We start from the raw sequence: 22,159 nt of genomic DNA on the forward strand, positions 1-22,159 counted from the left end.
AATGATTTACTTTCTCGGAGACGTGCATGGCCGGTTTGATCATGTGCAAAATTTCATTCAAGAGCGAAGGGGGCACCAGGATGCGCCCTGCTCTTTGATCTTTCTTGGTGATATCGAAGCACCGCGTCCATTTGAAGATATGATTCGTCCACTCCTGGACGAAGGTGCCGCCGTCTGGTTTATTCACGGCAACCATGACACGAATCGATCGCAAAGCTGGGACAATCTGCAAGACTCACAGCACAGAAATCTGAACGGCCGCATCGAAATCATCGAGGGATTCAGGGTAGCGGGAGTCGGTGGCATATTCAGGGGAGAGGTTTGGTATCCCGGAATGAAATGCCATGAAAACACCGCTCAGTTTGAAGCGTCCCCTCAAAAAAAATTCACCTCCTATACAGAATATGCTGATCAATTACGCGCCAGTAGCTTGAAAAGCGAAGAGGTGCTTTCGGGTAAGCTGCTAAAGCATAAGAGTACGATCTTTCCGCAAACTATCGACTCATTGAGACGCAAGGTAGCGGATGTCATGGTGTCGCATGAGGCCCCCGACGGTCATCCGCACGGTTTTAGCGAACTTGGACGACTCGCGTCGGCAATGGGTGTGACGCATTATTTTCACGGACATCATCACGACAGTCTTGACTACACTGATTGGCGAAAAGCAACAGGCATCAATTTGCATGGCGTTGGATTCAGAGGCATTACGAATATGAACGGCGAAATCATCGTTCAAGGCACTACCTTATCAACCATGGAAACAATGCATCCATGAGCAACACTCCACTGCCCGCCGATTCAACGATCGGATCAGGTTCGCCTCCTTCCTCGGTATCATTTGGCGAAGCTTTTCTCTTTTGGCTCAAGCTTGGATTCATCAGTTTTGGTGGGCCCGCAGGTCAAATCGCCATCATGCATCAGGAACTGGTTGAGCGCAGGCGCTGGATTTCAGAGCGACGCTTTCTGCATGCGCTGAACTACTGCATGGTATTGCCCGGCCCCGAAGCGCAACAACTAGCCACGTATATAGGTTGGATGATGCACAAAACAAGGGGTGGCATTGTCGCCGGAGTACTTTTTGTACTGCCTTCGCTGTTGGTACTGATCGGCCTATCTTGGATTTATGTCGCTTTTGGTGATATGCCGCTTGTGAGCGGATTGTTTTACGGAATCAAGCCGGCGGTCACTGCGATTGTCGCTCAAGCGGCACATCGCATCGGATCGCGTGCTCTGAAAAACAATACGCTATGGGCAATCGCCGCCGCATCGTTCATCGCGATTTTCGCACTGGATGTCCCCTTCCCGATCATTGTGGCTGGTGCCGCCTGCATAGGTTACGTCGGAGGAAAATTGTCGCCGCAATCGTTCAAAACGGGTGGCGCTCAACACGAAAGCGATAAATCATATGGACCCGCATTCATAGACGACCACACCCCCACACCCGACCATGCGCTATTTAGCTGGATAAGGTTGTTGAAGGTGTTAATCATCGGCCTGTTACTTTGGCTCATGCCAATGGCGCTCATGACAGCTCATTACGGCTGGGATCATACTTTGACTCAAATGGGTTGGTTTTTCACCAAGGCGGCTTTGCTGACTTTTGGTGGAGCGTATGCAGTTCTGCCATACGTTTACCAAGGTGCGGTCGAACATTTCGGTTGGTTAAACGCGACGCAAATGATCGATGGATTGGCGCTTGGCGAAACCACGCCGGGGCCTTTGATCATGGTGGTCGCTTTTGTCGGATTTGTCGGCGGATATATCAAGGCGCTGTTCGGACCGGAAAGCCTTTTCCTCGCAGGAGCGGTCGCTGCCACAGTCGTCACCTGGTTTACCTTTCTGCCATCCTTCGTTTTTATTCTGACCGGCGGACCATTGGTCGAGACCACGCACAACAACCTGAAGTTCACCGCGCCATTGACCGCGATCACCGCTGCTGTGGTAGGGGTCATTTTGAATTTGGCGCTTTTTTTCGGATACCACGTCCTATGGCCAAATGGCCTTCAAGGCGGTTTCGACCCGGTCGCGGCACTGATTGCAACCGCGGCCGGAATCGCACTATTACGCTACAAGATAAATGTGATTCATGTTATTGCAGCGTGCGCCTTGCTTGGACTCTTGATTAGAAGTTTTTAACTTCTCTGTGCCCGACGTGCTGCCTTCTTGTCCATGAAATCCTTGACGATCGCGGCATGCTCTTCTGTTTTGTGCACAATCGCTTGATAGGCAGCAGACAACTCGAGCAAGTTGGCCAGTGATGACTGCTGACCCTCACGCAACAGCCGCTTGGTCATTCGCACAGCTGGAGCCGAATTAGTCGCCATTTTGCGGGCCAGGGTTTGAGCGGTCGACAACAATTGATCGGCGGGCACAACGCGCGAAACCATGCCCCAATCAAGTGCAGTCTGAGCATCGATCGCATCTCCCGTAAAAGACATTTCGGCCGCACGCGCCATGCCGATGACGCGGGGCAGGAACCAAGCCCCTCCGTCGCCCGGCACAATGCCGACCTTCACAAAGCTTTCGGCGAACGTCGCTGCCTCAGACGCGATGCGCAAATCGCACATGCACGCCAAGTCGCATCCAGCGCCAATAGCAGGTCCATTGACGGCGGCAATAGTCGGCACCTCAATCGCATGTACGGCCAGCGGCAAGCGCTGAATGCCGTGGCGATACTCTTGTCTTAAAACGGCGCTATTGAACTCCGGTCCGATCTGGCGTTGCATTTCATCGATTTTTCCTCCGGAGGAAAAAATCGGGCCATTCGCAGTGATGATGACCGCGGTAACAGTCGGATCGTGTTCAATGCGATCGCAAGCCTGGAGCATAGCTTCTACTATGCCGGTGCCGGTCAATGCATTGCGCGTTTCGGGGTGATTGAGTGTCAGCGTCACGACGCCGAGGTCGTCCTGTTCGTAAATAACCGGTGATGTCATGTTTTAACGATTCCGTATGGTTTATAAATTTGGGGTTGATGACTACAGAAGGCCGGGAAACAACCCGCCATCGATCAGGATGTTCTGGCCTGAGATGTATCCCGCTTGCCTACTGCATAAAAAGGCACACGCCTGACCAAATTCGTCCGCTACGCCGAGACGACGCGCAGGGATGTTTGCGACCTGCATTTCGACCTCCTGCTCGACAGTTCTGCCGGACAACTGGGCACGCTTCAAGTTATTGCTTCGCAAGCGATCGGTATCGAACCGCCCTGGCAGTGCATTATTGATAGTGACGTTGTGTCGCGCAACCTGTCGGGCAATGCTGCCAACCGCACCGGTGAGTCCGGCACGCGCGCCGTTGGACAAGATCAGCATATCGACAGGGGCTTTGACAGCGATGGACGTGATATTGACGATGCGGCCAAACCCACGCTCTATCATCGGGTCGATGACGAGATTGATAAGATCAAGCGGGGCAAGCATGTTGGTATCAAGCGCCGCCAGCCAGTCATCGCGGCTCAACTCCCTGAAATCCGCGGGTTTAGGTCCACCGGCGTTATTAATCAGAATATCGATTTGCGGCGCGGCCCGCACGGCCTGCAAGCGATCTTGCGCCTTCGAAACATCCGAGGCCAACGCGATGACCTCGACACCGGTCGCTTGCCTGATCCGGTCCGCACTCGCTGCCAGCGTGGACGCGGTGCGCGCAACCATGACGAGATTCACGCCTTCCTGGGCCAGGGAGTGGGCGCAAGCAAAACCAAGACCTGTGCTCGAACCGCACACCAGGGCCCATTTACCTTTTAATCCGAGATCCATGTCTAGCGACCCGCGGCCTTTGCGGTGCGTCCGCCGGCGACACCCATATCCGTTGACGGCGTATCGAAAATAATGGTTCGCACATTTTGGGTGGACAGGCCCAGTGCCTGCTCGGTTGCGTTAGCTAGAGCAAGCACCAGGGCGGCCTTGAGCTCTTCCGTACGACCCGATATTAATCCGGCGGTAATCAGCGCCATATCATGCCCCAACTCACCGGCAACAATCACGTTTTCGCGAGGAACTTCTTGAATCACGACGCGAATAGAAGCCAGTGGCGCAGCGATGCTGTCGACAACGGCTTGAGACAGCTTCTTGAGCAAGTCAGTTTTTTGCGCCGGGGTATATCCCTGAATAATTTGAACATTAAGTATGGGCATGGTGTGCTATCTTCTAAAATTAGTTTATGTATGTAATGTAATTTATGTGCCTGATCTCGGTCAGGTGAACTCTCTTTATAAACGAAGTTGCCCAACGTGTCCTCCCGTCATTCTCCGTTCAAAAGCAAAGGTGGCTTCAGTCGGATTCTGAATGCCGCACGCTATTCGGCGCAGGGATTAAGTGCGGCCATTCGTCATGAGGCAGCCTTCAGGCAGGAATTGCTTCTTGCCATCATCCTGACTCCCGCTGCTTTTTGGGTCGGACAAACTGCCATGCAGGTTATGCTTCTGCTGTGTTCGCTGCTGGTGGTACTGATTGTCGAGTTGCTAAACTCCGCAGTTGAAGCCGTGGCTGATGCAGTTTCGCTGGAAAACAATCAGTTGATCGGACGAGCAAAAGATCTCGGCAGCGCCGCGGTTTTGCTCAGTTTGCTCATGGCAGCCGGCTTATGGATCGTCTGCACGCTGAACCACTGGTATCGGATACTCTGAGGCAGCAAACAAACTGCGGTTTAAACTGTTAACGATATTTATTTCATCGAGTCGACATGTCCTTCATCAATAAACTGAACGCCGCCTGGGCAAGCTCAAACTCCCTGCTGATGGTCGGTCTCGATCCGGACATGCCACGCATCCCGGCCGAACTGCAAGGCAAGCCGGACACCATTTTCCAGTTTTGCAAAAAAATCGTTGATGCGACCGCGCCGTTCGTTTGCGGCTTCAAACCCCAAATCGCTTATTTCGCAGCCGAACGTGCGGAAGGCCAGCTTGAGGATCTCTGCGCCTACATTCGCGAAACTTATCCGCACTTGCCTATCATGCTGGATGCCAAACGCGGCGACATCGGGGCAACTGCGACGCAATACGCCCGAGAAGTTTTTGGGCGCTATGGTGCCGATGCAGTGACGGTCAGCCCTTACCTGGGGTCGGACTCTGTCGAGCCATACCTGGAATGGAATGATCGGGGCGTGATCGTGCTTTGCCGCACATCCAATCCGGGTGGATCGGATCTGCAATTTCTAGTCACCGATGGCGTCCCGCTTTACTTGCGTGTTGCCGACCTGGTGGCCAACAAGTGGAACACCAATGGTCAGTGCGGACTGGTTGTCGGCGCGACATTTCCGAATGAGCTGGCGGCTGTTCGCAAAGCAGTTGGCGACAACATTCCTCTGCTCGTACCCGGGGTGGGCGCTCAAGGTGGTGATGTGGCGGCAACATGCGCGGCCGGTTGCAACTCGAGCGGCACGGGCATGATGATTAATTCATCGCGTGCGATTTTGTATGCGCAAGGCCCGGGACACTGGACAGAGGCCGCAGCAGCTGTCGCCAAACAAACTCGCGACGAGATCAACGCGCATCGCTGACTTTCAATTCGAAATGTCTAATTCGACGACAGCCAATCGCATGCTGTTGCAAGAGAGAAGTGGACAGAAGATTGCCTGACTGCTCCACGATCACCCTCGAACACTTTGGCAACTGAACGAACCTCAATTCCGTTACTTGTCCGTCGGGCGAATCCAAAACATACCAGACCAACCGGTTTATCTGCGGTTCCACCACCGGGACCTGCGATACCGGTTGTCGCAAGCGCCAATTTTGCTCGGGGAGCCTGCGCAAGCGCACCTTGTGCCATCTCGCGAGCGACTTCTTCGCTCACCGCACCGAATTGATTCAGCGTCGCGGCACTAACGTTAAGCTCCTTGCGTTTTGCATCGTTGCTATAAGTAATCCACCCGCGATCAAACCACGCACTCGAACCGGCAATTGCTGTGATCGCTCCCGAAAGAAGGCCTCCCGTACAAGACTCGGCCGTGGTCAGCATTCCTTCATGTTGAATTAACAGCTGCCCTATTCGCACGGACAAAGCATCAATCTGAATTTGCATGTTTTTTATTACCGTATGAAATCAAAATGCGCCAATACCATCATCACTAGCAATGCATACCCGGCAGCCAGCAGGTCATCCGCCATCACGCCTATGCCGCCTTTAAAGCGTGCATCCACCACTTTGATCGGAGGTGGCTTGATCGTATCGAACAGCCTGAACAACACGAATGCGACCACTTGTGAAACCCAACCGTTCGGTGAGGCAATCGGTACGAAAAAAGGAATCAGCCAGAGCAACAACCAAAATGCGACAAACTCATCCCAGACAATACCCACATGGTCCTGCACACCAAGCTCTTGAGTAACACGGTCCACAGCCCAGCACCCATAAACCAAGCTGACAAAAAGAAATATACCGATGGCCAGGTCATTCGCTCCCGGGGCGGCAAAATTCCAAAGCACCCAGGCAAGACACGTTCCCCATGTGCCCGATCCGGGACGAATTAATCCGGAGCCGAGGCCAAACATCATGAATCGACCAGGGTCTGAAAAAACCCAGATTGGTTTAGGCCAAATCGTTCGATGTCGTTTGCTTACATCTGTCATTTCACGTCCTGAAGTGGTCAAAGCCGAACGGTAAATCAATCAAAGGACTACCGACAGAGTCGTAAACAATCAACTGTTGATTCGAGATGATGCTGCCGATTCGCGTGACCGGCGTCTGTAGTGTTTGCCCGATCTTCAGGATAGCCTCGCGCGCATCAATGGGTGCGGTCCAACAAAGCTCGTATACATCACCACCGGCAAGCGCAGCCTGCCTTAATCGCGCAGGGTCAATCCCCTGCAACACCGGCGCAATCGGCAGCAACGATTCATGTAACTGCGCCCCACATCGGCTAGCCTTGAGTATGTGCTGCAAATCCTGCGCCAACCCATCCGAAATGTCGATCGCTGCATGAGCATACGCACTCAATGCCTTTCCCAGATCGATACGGGGAACCGGTTGTTCTAATGCAAGTCGCGTGCGGTCCAGTAAAGCCAGGTCCATTGGCATTTGTCCAAGCATCATGCTGCATGCGATATCGGCTGCACCCAAATAGCCCGACACCCAGATATCGTCACCGATACAAGCCGAACTGCGTCGCATTGCCTTGGCAGGATCAACCGCACCGAATACAGTGACACTAATTGCGATATCGCTTTCACTGCGTGTCGTATCGCCACCAATCAAAGGACAAGCGTGACGATCGACCAAAGTATAAAACCCGTCCGCGAAAGCCTTGACCCAACCTTCATCGATGCGAGGCAAGGCAATGCCAAGCAAACAGCCAATCGGAGTTGCGCCCATGGCGGCCAAATCGGACAGATTCACCGCGAGCGCCTTGATGCCTAGCTTGAAAGGATCCACATCGGAGAAAAAATGTCGCGACTCGAGCAACAGATCCGTACTAGTCGCAACCTGCATACCTTCGGGCACAGCGAACAAAGCGCAATCATCGCCTCCACCCAACATGCCGGCAGGAACCGGACGCTTGAAATACCGTGCAATCAAATCGAATTCAGAAGCCACGGTATCGCGTATATCTGTCAACGTTTGGCTGGCACTTTGATTTCAGTGGCGCGAACAACGGCTGCGAGCTTGTCAAGCACACCATTGACGAACTTGAAACCATCCGTGCCGCCAAACGACTTGGCAAGTTCAACTGCCTCGTTAATTGCGACACGATAGGGAACTTCGATGTGATGCACTAATTCGTAGCTTCCGATCAAAAGAATACCGTGCTCGATCGGAGACAATTCGCCAATGGGACGGTCCACGAAAGGGGCGAATTTTTCGCGCAACTCGGGCGCATCGCGCATAGCGCCATGCAGCAATGTCTTGAACCAGACAGCATCAGCCTGATCAAACTCATCTTCATCGCGAAGATGCGCTTCGATCTCGCCGGCATCCTGCAGACTATCGCCACCACGAACCAACCACGCGTAAACGCCTTGCAAGGCCAACTCACGGGCCCGACGACGCGCACTGCGTGGTGGCTGAGCAGCCAATTCGGAATCAGCTTTATTCAAAATCAGATTTCCTCTTCTTCATCTTCGTCGGCTTCGGGCTCAAGCGCCGCGACGAGATTGGCCATTTCGACGGCGCACTGCGCACAATCTCGACCTTTATCAGCAGCTCGGGCTTCAGCCTGCTCATCCGTTTCAGTCGTCAAAACGCCGTTGGCGACAGGGATACCGGTTTCGATCGAAATACGCGTCATGGCGGCAGCACTTTCGTTGCTGACAATCTCGAAGTGATAGGTCTCGCCTCGAATGACGGCCCCAAGAGCAATCAACGCGTCGAACTCATATGTTTCGGCCATCTTGGCCAGTGTCACACCCAACTCAAGTGCGCCGGGGACGGTCACTACCATGATGTCGCGTTCGTCAACACCCAGGTTTTTAAGTTCTTGCAGACAAGTGTCTAGTTCAATTAAACCGATGTCTTCATTGAAGCGCGCACGGACGATCCCGATATGCAGACCCTCGCCGTTCAAATCGGGTGTAAGCGTGAATGGGCTCATTTGTGTGCTTCCTGATTAGTTTTGTGAAGTAGGTTCATTATCGTAACCCGTTACATCCAGACCGAAACCCGGCATGATGCTTGGCATCTTGCGGGGTTTGGCCAGCAATCGCATTTGTCCGACATTCAGATCACGCAAAATTTGCGCTCCCATGCCGTATGTACGCAAATCGAGACGATCCGGAGTTCTGGCTGCGGAAACACGCGGCTTGCCGGACCAGTCGGCAATCTGATCGAACAACAGGTCGGAAGATGCATCGCAGTTCAGAAGAACGACCACCCCGGCAGGTGCTTCCTTAATTGCAGCGAGCGCCTTTGCGATCCCCCAGCTATGTCCCGGACTATGAATATCCAGCACATCAAGAACCGATGTTGGCTCATGGACGCGCACCAACGTTTCAGAAACTGGATCGATTTTGCCGGATACAAGCGCCAGGTGCGGCCGTCCGGCAACGGTATCCCGGTAAGCCACTGCCTGAAATTGACCGCATGGGGTCTCGATGACGCGCTCGCCGACACGCTCAATGACGGACTCGTGTTCGCTGCGATACTGGATCAGATCCGCGATAGTGCCGATTTTTAGTTGATGCGTCCGGCTATATTCGATCAGGTCAGGCAACCTGGCCATCGTGCCATCGGGTTTCAGGATTTCGCAAATTACGGAGGCAGGCGTCAGACCGGCCATTGCAGTCAAGTCACAACCCGCTTCGGTATGGCCGGCACGAACAAGAACCCCGCCCGGTACGGCGCGCAACGGGAAAATATGCCCGGGCTGAACCAGATCGGTTGGCTTGGCATCCTTGGCCACGGCAACTTGAACCGTTTTTGCGCGATCGGCAACAGAGATCCCGGTTTCAACGCCCTCGGCCGCCTCGATCGAAACGGTGAAATTCGTGCCGTAAGGGGTGCCGTTGCGATTTGACATCAAGGGCAGATCAAGCTGACGACAACGCTCTTCGGTCAAAGTCAGACAAACCAGACCGCGCGCATGCGTGACCATGAAGTTGATCGCTTCTGGAGTGACAAACTCGGCTGCCATGACGAGATCGCCTTCATTTTCACGGTCTTCTTCGTCGACCAGGATGACCATACGGCCAGCCCTCAGTTCGTCGACTATTTCGGATACGGGTGAAATCGCCGCGGCGAGGTCTTCCGGCGTGATAGGCACAGAGGAGGTTTGAACAGACATGAGAGGTGTGGTTGAACGGATGTGTAAACGCCTATTATAGAATCGTTCCATTCTGACCGACGGTTCACCTTTATGCTTTCCCTTGAAACGCTTTCGCACGATCAAATTACCCAAATCCGATACGTCCTGACTGACATCGATGACACGGTTACGACTGAAGGACGCTTGACGGGTGAAGCCTATCTGGCTATCGAGCGCCTGACCCGGGCTGGCTTTACCGTTATCCCGATCACCGGCCGTCCCGCCGGCTGGTGCGATCATTTCGCCAGAATGTGGCCTGTTTATGCCGTTGTGGGTGAAAACGGAGCGTTTTATTTTCGCTACGATTCACATGCGCGCAAGATGCACAGCCACTATTGGGCAAGCGCTGAGCACAGGGCTGAAAATCGCCTGAAATTGAACCAATTAGCTAACAATATTTTAGCTTCTGTCCCCGGTTGTGCGCTGGCGAGCGATCAGGACTACCGGCAAGCGGATCTTGCGATTGATTTCTGCGAGGATGTCCCCCCCCTGCCCGAAGCGGACGTCCAGCGCATCGTGAATATGTTCGAAGCTGTGGGTGCACAAGCCAAGATCAGCTCAATCCACGTCAATGGCTGGTTTGGACATTACGACAAGCTATCGATGACTAAGACGCTTTTTGCTCGCGAATTCAACTTGTCACTGGAGCAAAATCTGGACAAAGTCCTCTTCATCGGGGATTCACCGAACGATGAGCCCATGTTCGGATTTTTCGACTACTCGGTCGGTGTGGCGAATATTCAAACACAACTGCACAGGCTTCATGATCGCCCCAAATATGTCACGACGTCCAAAGGGGGTTCGGGTTTTGTGGAAATGGCGAACCATATTTTGTCATTTCGCGGTCAAAAAAATTAATAGCAGTGCTTTATGACTTGTCATCATTTACCTGGGAGAGTACAGCTAAACTCAATATCCCTCGACCATGCGAGTCAACATGTCTGAACAAGAACTGAAATTGCATGTCCCTGCACATTCGAGGGCAGGGATCGTGAAAGAACTTACGCAACAACCTGTTACGCGTGTTCGGTTGCATGCGCTGTATTTCGATACACCTTCACGAGCGCTCGTAAAAGGTCGCATTGCGCTGCGTCTGCGCCAGGAAGGCCGCAAATGGGTCCAGACATTAAAAATGCCGGGCGACCATCCCTTGTCGCGAATCGAACTGAATCACCCTCGTCCGGGCCCCTCTCTCGATCTGACGCTTTATCACGGCACCGAAGCCGGCGATGCGCTTGCAAAAATCACCGAACAGCTTGAAGTTTGTTACGAAACAGATGTCAAACGCATGCTTCGCAAAGTCAGGAGCAGACAAGGCCTGGTCGAAATCGCTTACGATCAGGGCATACTGCGTGCGGGCTCGATCGAATTACCCATTTCGGAAATCGAGTTTGAATTGATCAGCGGTCGTATTGAAGCGATTTTTGTCGTCGGCAAACGCTGGCAAAAAGCGCATGGGCTCATCATGGATGCCCGTAGCAAAGCCGAACGCGGCGATAACCTTGCCATGCTTAACCAAACGCTGGATAGAATCAAATCGGGCAAGGTGGAGGATGCGGAGGGTTTAAACGCCAAAGCCATTGCGAAATTCTGGTCACCACGAAGCAGTCAACTGCCTTCGCTCAACAACCAGATGACAATCGCTCAGGCGTTAGTCCTGGTCACACACGAATGCCTGGATCAAATCATTCGCAATGCTGCCGTGTTAGCCGAAGTCGATACTTTGGGAATCATGCAAGCCGGTAAAGCCGAGCATGTGCATCAACTGCGCGTTGGCATTCGAAGACTCCGTTCCGCATGGTCATTATTCAACGGACTTACACCATTACCCCCAAGAGAAATGCGTGAAGCGATTAAACCGCTTTTTGCAAAACTCGGCGGCACCCGCGATCTTGATGTGTTGAATGAAACTCTTTTGCCTATTCTGAGGGCTGCAGGACAACCTCCACTCATTCTGGCTCAAGATTATGATGATGTCCCGGCAAACGAATTAGTGACAAGCCAGACATTTCAAGGGTGGTTACTTGACCTGATTGAATACACGATTGCTCCACCTAAAGAACTGCCCAACGCTTACGAATCAACCGAAGCAGAAGAAAACCCATTAACGACCCATTCAACTGCGTTGAGCAAAACGACCGTCCAAGTCGTGCCCTTGCATGCGGCATCCAACCTTGTCGCGCCCATTCAGGCACTCAAGGAACCTGCCTTGAAACACGCCCTGATCGGAAGACTTAAAAAATGGCACAAGCGCGTGATTCGCGAAGGCCTGAAGTTTGAGGAAATTGATATCGAAGCCCGACACGAATTGCGTAAACGCGCCAAACGCCTTCGCTATGGCCTTCAGTTTGCCGAAACACTTTTGCCCGAAGTGCGCTTGCGCAGTTACCGCAAAGAGTTGGCGAATGTGCAGGATATTCTGGGCGAAATGAATGACCTTGCGGTCGCACGCGAACACTTTGTCATTTTGCGAGATACGCAACCTAGTGCGTGGTTCGCGTGTGGATGGATCACTTCACGACTTGAAATACTGACTCATCGCGCTACGAGCGCTTTCAAGACTCTTTCAAAAACCGAGCCGTTTTGGCGCTGACCTAACCGACAAGCGCCGCAGCGAATTCGGAAGCCACAAACGGTTGCAAGTCTTCCATCCGTTCACCGACACCGATCCAGTAAACAGGAATAGGGCGCAACCCTTGACTACCGGCCGCAACAGCGGCCAATGTTCCACCTTTTGCCGTGCCATCAAGTTTGGTGACGATTAGGCCAGTCAAGCCGATCGCGGCGTCGAATGTACGAATTTGCGACAACACGTTCTGACCTGTATTGCCATCCACAACCAACAAGACTTCATGGGGCGCGGTCGAATCCGCTTTTGCAATCACACGGCGGATTTTTTTCAATTCGTCCATCAGATGAAGCTGAGTAGGCAACCGTCCGGCCGTATCCACCATCACGACATCCATCCCACGCGCACGTCCGGCGTGTACGGAATCGAATGCAACAGCCGCGGGATCTGCGCCGTCTTGAGCGATCACATTCACGTTATTGCGCTGCCCCCACTCGACAAGTTGCTGACGGGCAGCGGCCCGAAATGTATCGCCCGCAGCTAACAGCACGCTGGCGCCCCGCTGCTGGAATGCATGCGCAAGCTTGCCGATGGAAGTCGTTTTTCCGGCACCGTTTACACCCGCAATCATCACAACAAGTGGTTTGACTCGTCCTATTTCGAAGGGCTTTTCAAGTACCTTTAAATGCTCGGTCAGCACATCCCTCAACGCCTGACGAACTCCATCTGCCTGGTCAATCTTGTCCTTTTTAACCCGGGCCCGTAATTTGGCGAGTATCTGCTCAGTTGCCTCAACGCCGGTATCAGCCATGATTAAAGCGGTTTCGAGTTCGTCAAATAAAGCCTCATCGACTTTGACTCCGACAAAAATCGTACTGATGCTTTGTCCCGTCTTGGCCAACCCACTTTTAAGACGCGAAAACCAGGATGTCTTTGCCGCTTTTTCCTCTTGAGGTGCAGGCTCTTGCTCATCGGAATGCACTTCTGGTTGCGTAAGTGCGACAATATCCTCTGCGGGGAGCTGGCTAACCGGTTCCTCGACAACGGTTTGATCCGCCGCAGGCTCGATGGCCTCGACAGATTGTGAATCAGACTCAGATACCGGGATCTGATCTTGTGGCACCTCGATGGGTGCGGCAGGTTTTTTCTTGAAAAAGCGAAACATAATGAAGAAGTATATTCGCATCGTGGGAGGTCAATATCGACGCACACCGATTGAAGTGATCGATGCGCCCGGATTAAGGCCCACCCCCGATCGCGTCAGGGAAACCCTATTCAATTGGCTAAATTATTTTTGGGGCGGTCGTTTTGACGATAAACGTGTACTCGATTTGTTTGCCGGCAGTGGTGCATTGGGTTTCGAAGCGGCATCCAGAGGTGTTGCGCATGTACAGATGGTTGAGCAAAATCCCAAAGCTGCCGCCACGTTAAGAGCATTAAGAGACAAATTAGGCGCAAATGCCGTCCGAATACACATCGGAGACGCTTGTGTCGCGATCAAACGCCTTGAAGCGGCCAGATTTGATCTGATTTTTCTTGATCCCCCTTTTGGTGCAAACTGGCTGGATCGGCTCTGGAAAGACCTGCCGGATTTGTTAGAACCCAACGGTCTTGTATATATTGAGGCAGAAAAAGCGATTTCTCCACCCCAAGGCTTCACCTTATTGCGCCAAGATCGTGCAGGAGTCGTACACTACCAACTTATTCAAATTGATGCACTGCAAAAATGATCACAGCAATCTACCCCGGCACGTTTGATCCTCTCACCCGCGGCCATGAGGATTTGGTGCGCCGTGCAGCCAGCCTGTTCGACAAAGTTGTCGTTGGCGTGGCGCACAGCCGAAACAAACGCCCCTATTTCTCTATCGACGAACGCGTCGAGATCGCGCGTGAAGTACTTGGGCATTATCCCAACGTTAAAGTAGCCAGCTTTGCCGGTCTGCTGAAGGATTTTGTCAGGGAGCAAGAAGGCCGTGTCATCGTGCGCGGCTTGCGGGCGGTGTCGGATTTTGAATACGAATTCCAGATGGCCGGCATGAATCGCCATTTATTGCCTGAAGTTGAAACGCTCTTCATGACGCCTTCGGACCAATATCAATTCATTTCGGGCACGATTGTTCGCGAAATCGCCGAGCTTGGCGGAGACGTCAGCAAGTTCGTGTTTCCATCCGTCGAGCGCTGGTTGCAAGCGAAGGCTAAAGAGCGCCGCGCGCAGGCCGGCGCATAAGGTTTAAACAGATGGCATTACGCATTACCCTCGAATGCATCAACTGTGACGTTTGCGAACCGCAATGTCCAAACGATGCGATCAAAATGGGTGAAGAGATTTACGAGATCAACCCGAACGCATGCACAGAATGCGTCGGGCATCACGATGAGCCTCAATGCAAAGTGATTTGCCCCGTGGATTGCATCGAATTAAACCCCGACTGGATCGAGGGACAAGACGTGCTCATGGCAAAGTACCGCACGCTGACCGCTAAAAAAACCGAAAAAGTCTGACTCAATCCAGACGCTTGACCAGACGGCACGCCGCACCCGTCACGTTTTCGAACCACGCAGCAGCGACATCCCCCTCGTCCACGACGTGAACGATCGTTCCATTGATCGTGACCGTGCGCTTCACACTGTCATCATCCTCGATCACATCAAGCGGTATATCCATGCGCAACATACCTGGCGCACGAATAATCAAATCCCCCATCCGAATGTCTGTTGTGACTTGTTGCAACGCTGGAAACTGATCTGCGGTGACGCCGACACCTTGCGCATCAACAATCGACCAACGATGGTGATAATCAACAGCCATGCGGTTTTGGCAACCCGCGCAACCGGCGATCGGGAAATAAACAGCCGAATTCATCTTTTCATTCCTTGCACTGAGCCAGACGTTTTAACGAGACGATTGTAGATGCAGTATCCGCATGTGCATGTTTGTTATGCTCATGCTGAAAAATATTCATTATTTTCCGATAGGAATGTATCGCCATGAAAATAGATCGACTGGATCATCTTGTACTAACTGTTGCCAGCATTGAGCGCGCTTGCGAATTTTATTCCCGCGTCCTGGGATTCGAAGTCGTCACATTTCTGGGCGGACGCAAAGCCCTGCAATTCGGTCAACAAAAAATCAATCTTCATGAAGTCGGCAAGGAATTCGAACCTAAAGCTCTCAAACCAACGGCTGGATCCGGAGATTTGTGTTTCATCGCATCGACCCCGCTTGAAGAAATCATCAGGGAACTACGCGATGCTAATGTCGCAATCGAGATCGGGCCGGTCGACAGAACCGGAGCGATCGGCCAGCTTCGATCAGTATATGTTCGGGATCCCGATCAAAACCTCATCGAAATTTCAAACTACACAATCTGATTCGGGGTTTTCCCTGACAAGGTAGTTTGAGGGCGCAAGATGCGATAAGCTAAGCATCAATCAGTTCAATCAATACAATATTCAATCCGGCTTCTGCCGGTCTTATAAAAATTAGGGAGACAGTATGAGCAACAAGTTCACGAACAAGCTAGCGCAACCCGGACGTCGTAAATTGCTTCAAGGCGCCACTGCGGCCGCTGGCATGGCCACGCTCGGCATGCCCGGCCTGTCATTCGCGCAAAACAAGCCGATCAAGATCGGCATGCCTACGATTCTGTCAGGGCGCGTTGCCATTTTGGGCATTTCATCGCGCAACGCAGTGATGATGGAAGTGGAAAAGTTCAATGCGGCAGGTGGTCTTGGTGGCAGAAAGATCGAAATGGTTATTCGCGACTCCAAAGGCGCTCCTCAAGAGGCTGCACGCGTCGCACGCGAACTTGTCACAAGTGAAGGCTGCGAAATCCTGATCGACGCCGAGGCTTCTTCAGGCGCTTTTGCCGTGCATGAAGTGGCGCGCGATCTGGGCGTACTTTGTTTGCACACCTGTTCTGAAACGTCCTCCCTGACTGCTGATCCAAAGCTGCGTATCCCCAACGCATTCCGTGTCGCGCGACAGGGCATTCATGACGCAGTCGTTGGCGGCTCATATGGCGCAGGCTGGGCTCGCGCTAAAAAAATGAATAAGTGGATGACCATTTCGCCTGACTACGCCTACGGTCGCGACACAACAGCCGAATACGTGGAATATCTCAAACACTTCAATAAAGACATTGAGATCATCGGTGAAGTTTGGCCCAAACTATTCCAGGCAGATTACAGCGAGTCGATCACCCGACTTTTACAGGGCAAGCCACAAGCCATTTACTCATGCCTCTGGGGCGGCGACCTTGTTTCGTTCATCGATCAGGCCAACATTTATGCTCTCTTCAAAGGCCGTAACTTCCTGTCGGTCAACATGGCCGACTATCCGGTACTGGGCGCGATCAAGAAAATTCCCGAAAACGTTCTAGCTGCAACGCGTTATCTGAAAAGCTTCCCCAAAAACCCAGGCAACGCGGAATGGGGCGATGCTTATTTTGCCAAGTTCAAAGAAATGCCAACCAACTGGGCATGGCAAAACGCGGCTTGTGTCAGCTTTCTCACAACCGCAATGAAAAAGACCAACAGCGTCGACGGCAAAAAGCTTGCTGAAGCGCTCAAGGGCATGACAATCGATTCTCCTTTTGGTGCAAACGGCAAACTGACGCTACGCGCCGAAGACCATACGCTGGTCGAGTACGCTGACGCTTGGGGCGAGTTGATCACCAAAGAGCCCTACATCGAAAATCCGGTTCCTGCAGACTGGAAACAAATTTTCGAACTTGAACTCCAATGGAAAAAGCGCAAAGGCTGGGCATAAGCCAAAAGCGCTAACCACCAGTTAGGGCTTGCTTGCGCGCAATTGCAAGCAAGCCCGAAAGCCGCGGAAGCGTTACTGCGGTTTGATAACCGTAGCAACGTCCCGTTTGCACAATACACGCATTATCGCCACACTCGGAGATATCCTTGGATTCCACCGCTCTATTTGACTGCCTGTCTGATTTGTCATGCATCGTGACACAGACTAGCACCGGCCTGATTTCCGGAGCCCTGCTATTTTTGGTTGCTGCAGGCCTGACTTTAATTTTTGGCGTGTTACGCGTGATCAATTTCGGTCATGGCTCGCTCTATATGCTTGGCGCGTACATCGCACTGTCCGCATATCGCGTTTCGGGCAGCTTTACCATCGCCACATTATCAGCGGCGCTTGGGGTTGGCCTATTTGGCCTGGCTTTTGAGCGATTAATCATGCGTCGCGTATACAACGCTGATGTTTTGATGCAATTGCTGGTGTGTTACGCATTGATCCTGATTCTGGACGATGTAGTCAAGATCGTGTGGGGTGCCGAATTCCAGTCCATGGGTATGCCTGAGTATTTTCAGGCGCCCCCATTGTTTATTGGCGGCGGTATCGTCCCGGTGTTCTACCTGTTCCTGATCATTGCAGCTTTTCTGATTGCACTTGTTCTCTGGTATGTGTTGACTAAAACACATATGGGGAAAGTCGTTAGGGCTGCCGCCCATAATCCGACGATGACGTCAGTACTGGGACTGAATACGAACTGGATATATGCGGGCGTGTTTGCGTTTGGTGGCGCACTCGCAGGGTTGGCCGGAGCGCTTGCGGCACCGGTACGCTCCATGTCTCCAGGCGTAGGCTTTTCGATCCTGATCGAATCATTCATTGTGACAGTCATCGGAGGAATGGGATCTGTTAGCGGAGCGCTTGTCGGCGCACTACTGATCGGACTGATTCGATCCTTCGGTTCGATTGGTTTTCCCCTGTTTGTCGAAGGCATCATGTTTATTGCAATGGCGCTCATCCTGGTTCTTAAGCCAAGTGGCCTGTTGGGCAAGGAGCCACGTCCATGAAGAATCTCACTTTTAAAAATGAATTACTGATTGCGATATTGTGCCTGGCGATCCTAATTGCCATTCCTTTCATAACCGATTCGCGCATCACATTGGATTTTGTGATTCGCCTGGCGTCATATGGCATCTTTGCGGCGTCGCTCAACATCCTGGTTGGCTATGGAGGGATGGTGTCATTCGGGCATGCATTATTTTTTGGAGGCGGGGCCTATGCATTTGGCCTGCTGATGCAAAAAACTAGCACAAGCATTCCGGTGGCGCTGTTAGGAGCCATCGTGTTTTGCGCCCTGGTGAGTTTCATCGTGGGTGCGATATGCGTGCGCTTAAAGGAAATTTATTTTTCCTTCCTCACGCTGGCATTCCAGATGCTCTTCTACAGCATCATCGTGACATGGAGCGGACTAACCGGCGGCGATCAAGGCTTGACCGGAGGCATCCCGCGCACGCCGTTTTGGGGAATCAATCTGGGCGATACAACACACATGTATTGGTTTGCCAGTGTTCTCGGCATAGTCTGTCTTGTTCTGATGCGCTACATCCTGCAATCACCATTCGGCTACACGTTACGGATGGTTCGTGACAATCCGGATCGCGCGCGGTTTCTAGGTGTCGATGTCTGGCGCGTGAAGCTTTACGCATTCATCCTGGCAGCCTGCTTTGCCAGTGTAAGCGGCGTCATCATGGCATTATTTGTTTCTGGAGCATTTCCTGACTTCACATACTGGACAATGTCTGGTGAAGCCGTGTTCATGATCATGATGGGCGGCCTGAACTCATTTATCGGGCCGGTTGTCGGCGCTGCGCTGCTGATGATCTTCAACGACATCATTAGCCGCACGACTGAATACCATGGCCTGGCTCTTGGAGTCATCGTCCTGATATTCGCCCTCGGATTCAAAAAGGGCATCACAGACTTCATTCAACAGGCCTATCGTTTGGTCACCAACAAGGGAGCACAGTCATGACTCAACCATTCATCAGCGTCGTGACAGGCGGCTCAAGCGGTATTGGCGCGGCATGCGTCAGGCATCTTGCCAAGCGAGGAGATACGGTCATTCTTCTGGATCTACCCGGCACTTGGGATGACGAGAAACTGCGTAAGCTCGGCGCCCAGGCCGGATATGCCTGCGATGTCACCGATGAGAAGGCTGTGCGTGAAGTGGCAGCCATGATCGAAAAAAAGCACGGTCCGGTATCGGGATTGGTCAACAGTGCCGGCATCCTTCAGCACAAACTGCCACCCGATCAGCTCACCATGAAAGAATGGGATCGCGTGGTTGAAGTCGATCAACGTGGCACCTACTTGGCTTGCGCGGTCTTCGGTTCGCGCATGGCGGAGCTGGGCTCAGGTGCGATTGTCAACATCGCATCTGTGACCGGTTGGCGCTCTGTTCCGTTGCATGCATATGCCCCGGCCAAAGCTGCCGTGATTTCCATGACCGCATGCCTGGCTGCGGAATGGGGTCGATCCGGCGTCCGAGTCAATGCCATATCTCCCGGTTACACGCTTACCGAAGCGCTGCAAGCCGCAATCGATCGCGGCGACCGTCAACCTGAAGAGCTCACGATACAAGCGGCGATGGGGCGTATGGTTACACCGGATGAGATCGCGGACTCCGCGGGATTTCTGTTATCTAAAGCCGCATCGGCAATCACGGGAATCAACCTGCCTGTAGATGCCGGCTGGCTTGCGGGTGCGAACTGGATTACATATGGCGGCATGCCGGCATCCAGAGCCGTGAATTCTGGTGGAGCGCGCTAATGCTTAAGATTGAAAATCTTTGTAAATCGTTTGGTGGTGTCGTTGCCACTTCGAATGTATCGATACATTTCCCGACCGACTCGCTGCATGCAGTGATCGGTCCGAATGGAGCCGGTAAAACTACGTTCTTCAACCTGATTTCGGGTGCGCTCAAACCAGACTCAGGACGCATCTTGCTTGATGGGGAAGACATTGTCGGTCAATCCAGTCAGGTCATTGTGCAAAAAGGAATCGGCCGTGCGTTTCAAGTCGCCAAGCTTTTCAAAACGCTGACTGTAGAAGAATCCTTGCGTGGCGCGCTGATGTCACCCCTTGGACAATCCTTGCAATTGCATGGCCGTTTCCCTTTGGCCAAAACCCGTGATCGTGCCTACGAAGTCATGGAACAGCTTGGGCTTCACACCAAAGCCGATGTTATTAGCGGCAACCTTTCACACGGGGATCAAAAACTGCTGGACATGGCGCTTGCGCTCGTATTGAAGCCAAAAGTTCTGTTGCTCGACGAACCCGTGGCCGGCATGGGTCCGGAAGAGCGGGAGCAAATGATCGAAACCGTTTACGCGCTTTGGAAAAAAGGCGGACTCACTCTGGTTCTGATCGAACACGATATGGAAATCGTTTTTCGGATTTCGCAAAATATCCACGTGCTTTCATACGGCAAACTGTTGGCCGAAGGCAATCCCGAACAAATTCGTAACAACCCTGCCGTGATTGAAGCGTACCTGGGTACACCGCAGGAGGCACACGCATGAGCCATTCCGTTTTGCAAGTCGATAAAGTCAATGTGTTCTACGGCAGTAGCCAAGTTCTTTTCAATATGTCGCTTGACGTTAGGCAGGGCGAAACACTGGCCCTGCTCGGTCGCAATGGGGCCGGCAAAAGCACCACGATGAAGACGATTGCCGGTGTACTTACCCCGAAAAGTGGCGACATTCGCTTCAAGAACGCTTCGATTGCCGCACGCGCACCGCATCTCATTTCCCGTGCCGGCATCAGTTTCGTTCCGGAAGACAGGCAGATTTTTCCCGACCTCACCGTTGAAGATAATCTGACTATCGCAATCAAAAACAGCGCCGATGGAAAAAAGCCTTGGAATCTCGAGCGAGTCTACGACATGCTCCCGCTTCTCTCACCGCTGAAAAATCGCCTAGGTGGACAGTTGTCGGGCGGAGAGCAGCAAATGCTAACTGTTGGGCGGGCACTCATGGGCAACCCGGACGTCATCCTTCTGGACGAACCCAGCGAAGGCCTTGCACCAATCATGGTGCAAAAAATTGGTGATTTGATCAATGCGCTACGCAAGGTCGGCACGACAATTGTTCTCGCTGAGCAAAACCTACATTTTTGCCTGGGTTTAGCCGATCGTGCTGTGGTGATCGACAAAGGAGTTGATGTGTTTTGCGGCACGATTTCGGAACTCAACGCGAACGATGAAATCAAACAGCGCTACTTGTCAGTCTGATTTTCTGCCATTTTAGATACAACCCTGGAAGCCCGGAACATGTCTCAATCATCACCGAATACCCAATCAGTCGCGGCATTTGACATGTCCGGCACCAGGATGCTGATCACGGGAGCCGCGGGTGGAATCGGACAGGCCACGGCAAAACTTTGCGGCCAGCTTGGCGCAACCATCGTCCTGAGCGACTTTGTAGAATCATCCCGTCTTGACGAGATCGCCAATCAAATCAAAGGTGTGGTGGCTACCGAGCGTTGTGATGTCACAAAACGCGATGCTGTCGAGGCCATGGTTAAACGTCACGGTCCATTTACCGCGCTGGCGGATACCGCCGGAGTCTGTCCTTACGATGACGACTGGATGTCGCCTGACTGGAATGAAACAGCTTTCCAGAAAGTCATTCAAGTCAATGTCCTCGGGCCGATCAATTTGGCCCGGGCGGTCATGCCAGGCATGATCGAGAGGAAATATGGCAGGATCGCTTTATGCGGATCGATCGCGGGCTGGGCGGGCGGGCTTCGCGCCGGACCGCACTACGCCGCATCCAAAGGCGGTGTCCATGCACTCGTTCGCTGGCTGGCTCAGCGCGCGACGCCGCACAATGTGACAGTCAATGGCGTGGCTCCCGGCCCGATCGAAACCGGGATGACTGCAACGGGTGGCTACGATGTCAGCAAATACCCCATGAAGCGAATGGGGCAACCCGAAGAAATCGCAAGCATGCTGACGTACTTATGTTCTCCGGGTGCGGGTTTTGTTGCGGGCGCCATTATGGATGTGAATGGCGGCACATTGCTGCGATAAGCGCCAG

Annotated in this window: 28 protein-coding genes; 17 read left to right on the plus strand and 11 right to left on the minus strand. The window is 52.8% G+C overall.

Annotated features, from left to right (window positions below; translation table 11 throughout):
• Window position 1 precedes the first annotated feature (1 nt).
• Together G3I67_RS08345 and chrA are read left to right on the plus strand one after the other, a co-directional pair.
• Window positions 2-775 (plus strand): metallophosphoesterase family protein, encoded by a 774-nt coding sequence (locus G3I67_RS08345; protein WP_163654190.1) that lies wholly within the window; start codon window positions 2-4, stop codon window positions 773-775.
• Window positions 772-2,136 carry a chromate efflux transporter gene (chrA, locus tag G3I67_RS08350; RefSeq protein WP_163654192.1) on the plus strand — a complete coding sequence of 455 codons (1,365 nt, stop codon included), beginning with the start codon at window positions 772-774 and terminating at the stop codon, window positions 2,134-2,136. The genes G3I67_RS08345 and chrA overlap by 4 nt, the downstream gene beginning before the upstream one ends.
• Here chrA and G3I67_RS08355 read toward each other — a convergent pair.
• The 3 genes from G3I67_RS08355 to G3I67_RS08365 are packed head-to-tail and all read right to left on the minus strand — an operon-like array spanning window position 2,133 to window position 4,135.
• Window positions 2,133-2,936 carry a crotonase/enoyl-CoA hydratase family protein gene (locus tag G3I67_RS08355; RefSeq protein WP_163654194.1) on the minus strand — a complete coding sequence of 268 codons (804 nt, stop codon included), beginning with the start codon at window positions 2,934-2,936 and terminating at the stop codon, window positions 2,133-2,135. The two genes, chrA and G3I67_RS08355, sit on opposite strands and share 4 nt — an antisense overlap.
• 42 nt (window positions 2,937-2,978) lie before the next feature.
• Window positions 2,979-3,758, minus strand: coding sequence for an SDR family oxidoreductase (locus tag G3I67_RS08360; RefSeq protein ID WP_163654196.1), 780 nt, complete (start codon window positions 3,756-3,758; stop codon window positions 2,979-2,981).
• A 2-nt stretch (window positions 3,759-3,760) separates the two neighbouring features.
• Window positions 3,761-4,135: a tautomerase family protein gene (locus G3I67_RS08365; RefSeq protein WP_163654198.1), complete on the minus strand. Its 375-nt coding sequence runs from the start codon at window positions 4,133-4,135 to the stop codon at window positions 3,761-3,763.
• A gap of 96 nt (window positions 4,136-4,231) precedes the next feature.
• Between G3I67_RS08365 and G3I67_RS08370 the strand changes: the two genes are divergently transcribed.
• Window positions 4,232-4,627 (plus strand): diacylglycerol kinase, encoded by a 396-nt coding sequence (locus G3I67_RS08370; RefSeq protein WP_163654199.1) that lies wholly within the window; start codon window positions 4,232-4,234, stop codon window positions 4,625-4,627.
• Window positions 4,628-4,683: 56 nt separating this feature from the next.
• Entirely contained in the window at window positions 4,684-5,499 is an 816-nt protein-coding gene (gene pyrF, locus G3I67_RS08375; RefSeq protein WP_163654202.1) for an orotidine-5'-phosphate decarboxylase, read from the plus strand.
• Window positions 5,500-5,516: 17 nt separating this feature from the next.
• Here pyrF and G3I67_RS08380 read toward each other — a convergent pair whose 3' ends face one another.
• Genes G3I67_RS08380 through ribBA form a run of 6 tightly spaced genes read right to left on the minus strand, consistent with a single transcriptional unit; the run spans window position 5,517 to window position 9,714 of the window.
• The gene (locus tag G3I67_RS08380; protein ID WP_163654214.1) at window positions 5,517-6,020 is read right to left on the minus strand and encodes a CinA family protein; all 504 of its coding nucleotides are present in this window, start codon (window positions 6,018-6,020) and stop codon (window positions 5,517-5,519) included.
• Between the two features lie 8 nt (window positions 6,021-6,028).
• Entirely contained in the window at window positions 6,029-6,568 is a 540-nt protein-coding gene (locus G3I67_RS08385; protein ID WP_163654216.1) for a phosphatidylglycerophosphatase A family protein, read from the minus strand.
• Window position 6,569: 1 nt separating this feature from the next.
• Complete coding sequence (thiL, locus tag G3I67_RS08390; RefSeq protein ID WP_163654218.1) at window positions 6,570-7,532, minus strand: thiamine-phosphate kinase; 963 nt, start codon at window positions 7,530-7,532, stop codon at window positions 6,570-6,572.
• A 17-nt stretch (window positions 7,533-7,549) separates the two neighbouring features.
• Window positions 7,550-8,032, minus strand: coding sequence for a transcription antitermination factor NusB (nusB, locus tag G3I67_RS08395; RefSeq protein WP_163654221.1), 483 nt, complete (start codon window positions 8,030-8,032; stop codon window positions 7,550-7,552).
• Window positions 8,033-8,034: 2 nt separating this feature from the next.
• The gene (ribH, locus tag G3I67_RS08400) at window positions 8,035-8,526 is read right to left on the minus strand and encodes a 6,7-dimethyl-8-ribityllumazine synthase (protein ID WP_163654224.1); all 492 of its coding nucleotides are present in this window, start codon (window positions 8,524-8,526) and stop codon (window positions 8,035-8,037) included.
• 15 nt (window positions 8,527-8,541) lie between these two features.
• On the minus strand, window positions 8,542-9,714 hold the full coding sequence (ribBA, locus tag G3I67_RS08405) for a bifunctional 3,4-dihydroxy-2-butanone-4-phosphate synthase/GTP cyclohydrolase II (RefSeq protein WP_163654227.1): 1,173 nt from the start codon (window positions 9,712-9,714) through the stop codon (window positions 8,542-8,544).
• 72 nt (window positions 9,715-9,786) lie between these two features.
• On the opposite strand from ribBA, the gene G3I67_RS08410 reads away from it, so the two are divergent.
• The gene (locus G3I67_RS08410; RefSeq protein ID WP_163654230.1) at window positions 9,787-10,593 is read left to right on the plus strand and encodes an HAD family hydrolase; all 807 of its coding nucleotides are present in this window, start codon (window positions 9,787-9,789) and stop codon (window positions 10,591-10,593) included.
• A 79-nt stretch (window positions 10,594-10,672) separates the two neighbouring features.
• Window positions 10,673-12,328, plus strand: a complete 1,656-nt coding sequence (locus G3I67_RS08415; RefSeq protein WP_163654234.1) for a CYTH and CHAD domain-containing protein — start codon at window positions 10,673-10,675, stop codon at window positions 12,326-12,328.
• Window position 12,329: 1 nt separating this feature from the next.
• On the opposite strand, the gene ftsY is transcribed toward G3I67_RS08415, so the two are convergent.
• A complete protein-coding gene (gene ftsY, locus G3I67_RS08420) occupies window positions 12,330-13,469 on the minus strand; it encodes a signal recognition particle-docking protein FtsY (RefSeq protein WP_203583591.1) in 1,140 nt (379 codons plus the stop codon).
• Between ftsY and rsmD the strand changes: the two genes are divergently transcribed.
• From rsmD to G3I67_RS08435, 3 genes are read left to right on the plus strand one after another with little or no spacing between them, the layout of a single operon-like run.
• On the plus strand, window positions 13,453-14,034 hold the full coding sequence (rsmD, locus tag G3I67_RS08425; RefSeq protein ID WP_375539307.1) for a 16S rRNA (guanine(966)-N(2))-methyltransferase RsmD: 582 nt from the start codon (window positions 13,453-13,455) through the stop codon (window positions 14,032-14,034). The two genes, ftsY and rsmD, sit on opposite strands and share 17 nt — an antisense overlap.
• Window positions 14,031-14,531 (plus strand): pantetheine-phosphate adenylyltransferase, encoded by a 501-nt coding sequence (gene coaD / locus G3I67_RS08430; protein WP_163654242.1) that lies wholly within the window; start codon window positions 14,031-14,033, stop codon window positions 14,529-14,531. The genes rsmD and coaD overlap by 4 nt, the downstream gene beginning before the upstream one ends.
• A gap of 11 nt (window positions 14,532-14,542) precedes the next feature.
• Complete coding sequence (locus G3I67_RS08435; RefSeq protein ID WP_163654246.1) at window positions 14,543-14,806, plus strand: YfhL family 4Fe-4S dicluster ferredoxin; 264 nt, start codon at window positions 14,543-14,545, stop codon at window positions 14,804-14,806.
• A 1-nt stretch (window position 14,807) separates the two neighbouring features.
• Here the strand turns inward: G3I67_RS08435 and G3I67_RS08440 are convergent, their stop codons facing one another.
• The gene (locus tag G3I67_RS08440; RefSeq protein WP_163654249.1) at window positions 14,808-15,167 is read right to left on the minus strand and encodes an MOSC N-terminal beta barrel domain-containing protein; all 360 of its coding nucleotides are present in this window, start codon (window positions 15,165-15,167) and stop codon (window positions 14,808-14,810) included.
• Between the two features lie 125 nt (window positions 15,168-15,292).
• Between G3I67_RS08440 and G3I67_RS08445 the strand changes: the two genes are divergently transcribed.
• The 8 genes from G3I67_RS08445 to G3I67_RS08480 all read left to right on the plus strand — a co-directional run bounded on the left by G3I67_RS08445 (window position 15,293) and on the right by G3I67_RS08480 (window position 22,152).
• Entirely contained in the window at window positions 15,293-15,676 is a 384-nt protein-coding gene (locus G3I67_RS08445) for a VOC family protein (protein WP_163654252.1), read from the plus strand.
• Window positions 15,677-15,800: 124 nt separating this feature from the next.
• The gene (locus G3I67_RS08450) at window positions 15,801-17,075 is read left to right on the plus strand and encodes an ABC transporter substrate-binding protein (protein WP_203583592.1); all 1,275 of its coding nucleotides are present in this window, start codon (window positions 15,801-15,803) and stop codon (window positions 17,073-17,075) included.
• A 146-nt stretch (window positions 17,076-17,221) separates the two neighbouring features.
• Window positions 17,222-18,127, plus strand: coding sequence for a branched-chain amino acid ABC transporter permease (locus tag G3I67_RS08455; RefSeq protein WP_163654255.1), 906 nt, complete (start codon window positions 17,222-17,224; stop codon window positions 18,125-18,127).
• Window positions 18,124-19,092 (plus strand): branched-chain amino acid ABC transporter permease, encoded by a 969-nt coding sequence (locus G3I67_RS08460; protein ID WP_163654258.1) that lies wholly within the window; start codon window positions 18,124-18,126, stop codon window positions 19,090-19,092. The genes G3I67_RS08455 and G3I67_RS08460 overlap by 4 nt, the downstream gene beginning before the upstream one ends.
• Window positions 19,089-19,889, plus strand: a complete 801-nt coding sequence (locus G3I67_RS08465) for an SDR family NAD(P)-dependent oxidoreductase (protein ID WP_163654261.1) — start codon at window positions 19,089-19,091, stop codon at window positions 19,887-19,889. The genes G3I67_RS08460 and G3I67_RS08465 overlap by 4 nt, the downstream gene beginning before the upstream one ends.
• Window positions 19,889-20,641 carry an ABC transporter ATP-binding protein gene (locus G3I67_RS08470; RefSeq protein WP_163654264.1) on the plus strand — a complete coding sequence of 251 codons (753 nt, stop codon included), beginning with the start codon at window positions 19,889-19,891 and terminating at the stop codon, window positions 20,639-20,641. Before G3I67_RS08465 ends, G3I67_RS08470 begins: the two co-directional genes overlap by 1 nt.
• Window positions 20,638-21,351 carry an ABC transporter ATP-binding protein gene (locus G3I67_RS08475; RefSeq protein ID WP_163654267.1) on the plus strand — a complete coding sequence of 238 codons (714 nt, stop codon included), beginning with the start codon at window positions 20,638-20,640 and terminating at the stop codon, window positions 21,349-21,351. The genes G3I67_RS08470 and G3I67_RS08475 overlap by 4 nt, the downstream gene beginning before the upstream one ends.
• Window positions 21,352-21,390: 39 nt before the next feature.
• Complete coding sequence (locus G3I67_RS08480; protein ID WP_163654270.1) at window positions 21,391-22,152, plus strand: SDR family NAD(P)-dependent oxidoreductase; 762 nt, start codon at window positions 21,391-21,393, stop codon at window positions 22,150-22,152.
• Window positions 22,153-22,159: the final 7 nt, after the last annotated feature.

Source organism: Sheuella amnicola (genome assembly GCF_010499255.1).
Taxonomy (GTDB): Bacteria; Pseudomonadota; Gammaproteobacteria; order Burkholderiales; family Burkholderiaceae_B; genus Zwartia; species Zwartia amnicola.

Excerpts from the sequence above, each read along its gene's own strand:
- G3I67_RS08475 (WP_163654267.1), top strand. The coding sequence starts at position 20,638 with ATGAGCCATTCCGTTTTGCAAGTCGATAAAGTCAATGTGTTCTACGGC.
- G3I67_RS08440 (WP_163654249.1), bottom strand. The coding sequence starts at position 15,167 with ATGAATTCGGCTGTTTATTTCCCGATCGCCGGTTGCGCGGGTTGCCAA.
- G3I67_RS08365 (WP_163654198.1), bottom strand. The coding sequence starts at position 4,135 with ATGCCCATACTTAATGTTCAAATTATTCAGGGATATACCCCGGCGCAA.
- G3I67_RS08355 (WP_163654194.1), bottom strand. The coding sequence starts at position 2,936 with ATGACATCACCGGTTATTTACGAACAGGACGACCTCGGCGTCGTGACG.
- G3I67_RS08480 (WP_163654270.1), top strand. The coding sequence starts at position 21,391 with ATGTCTCAATCATCACCGAATACCCAATCAGTCGCGGCATTTGACATG.
- G3I67_RS08385 (WP_163654216.1), bottom strand. The coding sequence starts at position 6,568 with ATGACAGATGTAAGCAAACGACATCGAACGATTTGGCCTAAACCAATC.
- G3I67_RS08460 (WP_163654258.1), top strand. The coding sequence starts at position 18,124 with ATGAAGAATCTCACTTTTAAAAATGAATTACTGATTGCGATATTGTGC.
- G3I67_RS08415 (WP_163654234.1), top strand. The coding sequence starts at position 10,673 with ATGTCTGAACAAGAACTGAAATTGCATGTCCCTGCACATTCGAGGGCA.
- coaD (WP_163654242.1), top strand. The coding sequence starts at position 14,031 with ATGATCACAGCAATCTACCCCGGCACGTTTGATCCTCTCACCCGCGGC.
- G3I67_RS08360 (WP_163654196.1), bottom strand. The coding sequence starts at position 3,758 with ATGGATCTCGGATTAAAAGGTAAATGGGCCCTGGTGTGCGGTTCGAGC.
- G3I67_RS08410 (WP_163654230.1), top strand. The coding sequence starts at position 9,787 with ATGCTTTCCCTTGAAACGCTTTCGCACGATCAAATTACCCAAATCCGA.
- chrA (WP_163654192.1), top strand. The coding sequence starts at position 772 with ATGAGCAACACTCCACTGCCCGCCGATTCAACGATCGGATCAGGTTCG.
- G3I67_RS08380 (WP_163654214.1), bottom strand. The coding sequence starts at position 6,020 with ATGCAAATTCAGATTGATGCTTTGTCCGTGCGAATAGGGCAGCTGTTA.
- G3I67_RS08445 (WP_163654252.1), top strand. The coding sequence starts at position 15,293 with ATGAAAATAGATCGACTGGATCATCTTGTACTAACTGTTGCCAGCATT.
- G3I67_RS08345 (WP_163654190.1), top strand. The coding sequence starts at position 2 with ATGATTTACTTTCTCGGAGACGTGCATGGCCGGTTTGATCATGTGCAA.
- G3I67_RS08450 (WP_203583592.1), top strand. The coding sequence starts at position 15,801 with ATGAGCAACAAGTTCACGAACAAGCTAGCGCAACCCGGACGTCGTAAA.
- pyrF (WP_163654202.1), top strand. The coding sequence starts at position 4,684 with ATGTCCTTCATCAATAAACTGAACGCCGCCTGGGCAAGCTCAAACTCC.
- ftsY (WP_203583591.1), bottom strand. The coding sequence starts at position 13,469 with ATGTTTCGCTTTTTCAAGAAAAAACCTGCCGCACCCATCGAGGTGCCA.
- ribBA (WP_163654227.1), bottom strand. The coding sequence starts at position 9,714 with ATGTCTGTTCAAACCTCCTCTGTGCCTATCACGCCGGAAGACCTCGCC.
- G3I67_RS08465 (WP_163654261.1), top strand. The coding sequence starts at position 19,089 with ATGACTCAACCATTCATCAGCGTCGTGACAGGCGGCTCAAGCGGTATT.
- G3I67_RS08470 (WP_163654264.1), top strand. The coding sequence starts at position 19,889 with ATGCTTAAGATTGAAAATCTTTGTAAATCGTTTGGTGGTGTCGTTGCC.
- ribH (WP_163654224.1), bottom strand. The coding sequence starts at position 8,526 with ATGAGCCCATTCACGCTTACACCCGATTTGAACGGCGAGGGTCTGCAT.
- G3I67_RS08435 (WP_163654246.1), top strand. The coding sequence starts at position 14,543 with ATGGCATTACGCATTACCCTCGAATGCATCAACTGTGACGTTTGCGAA.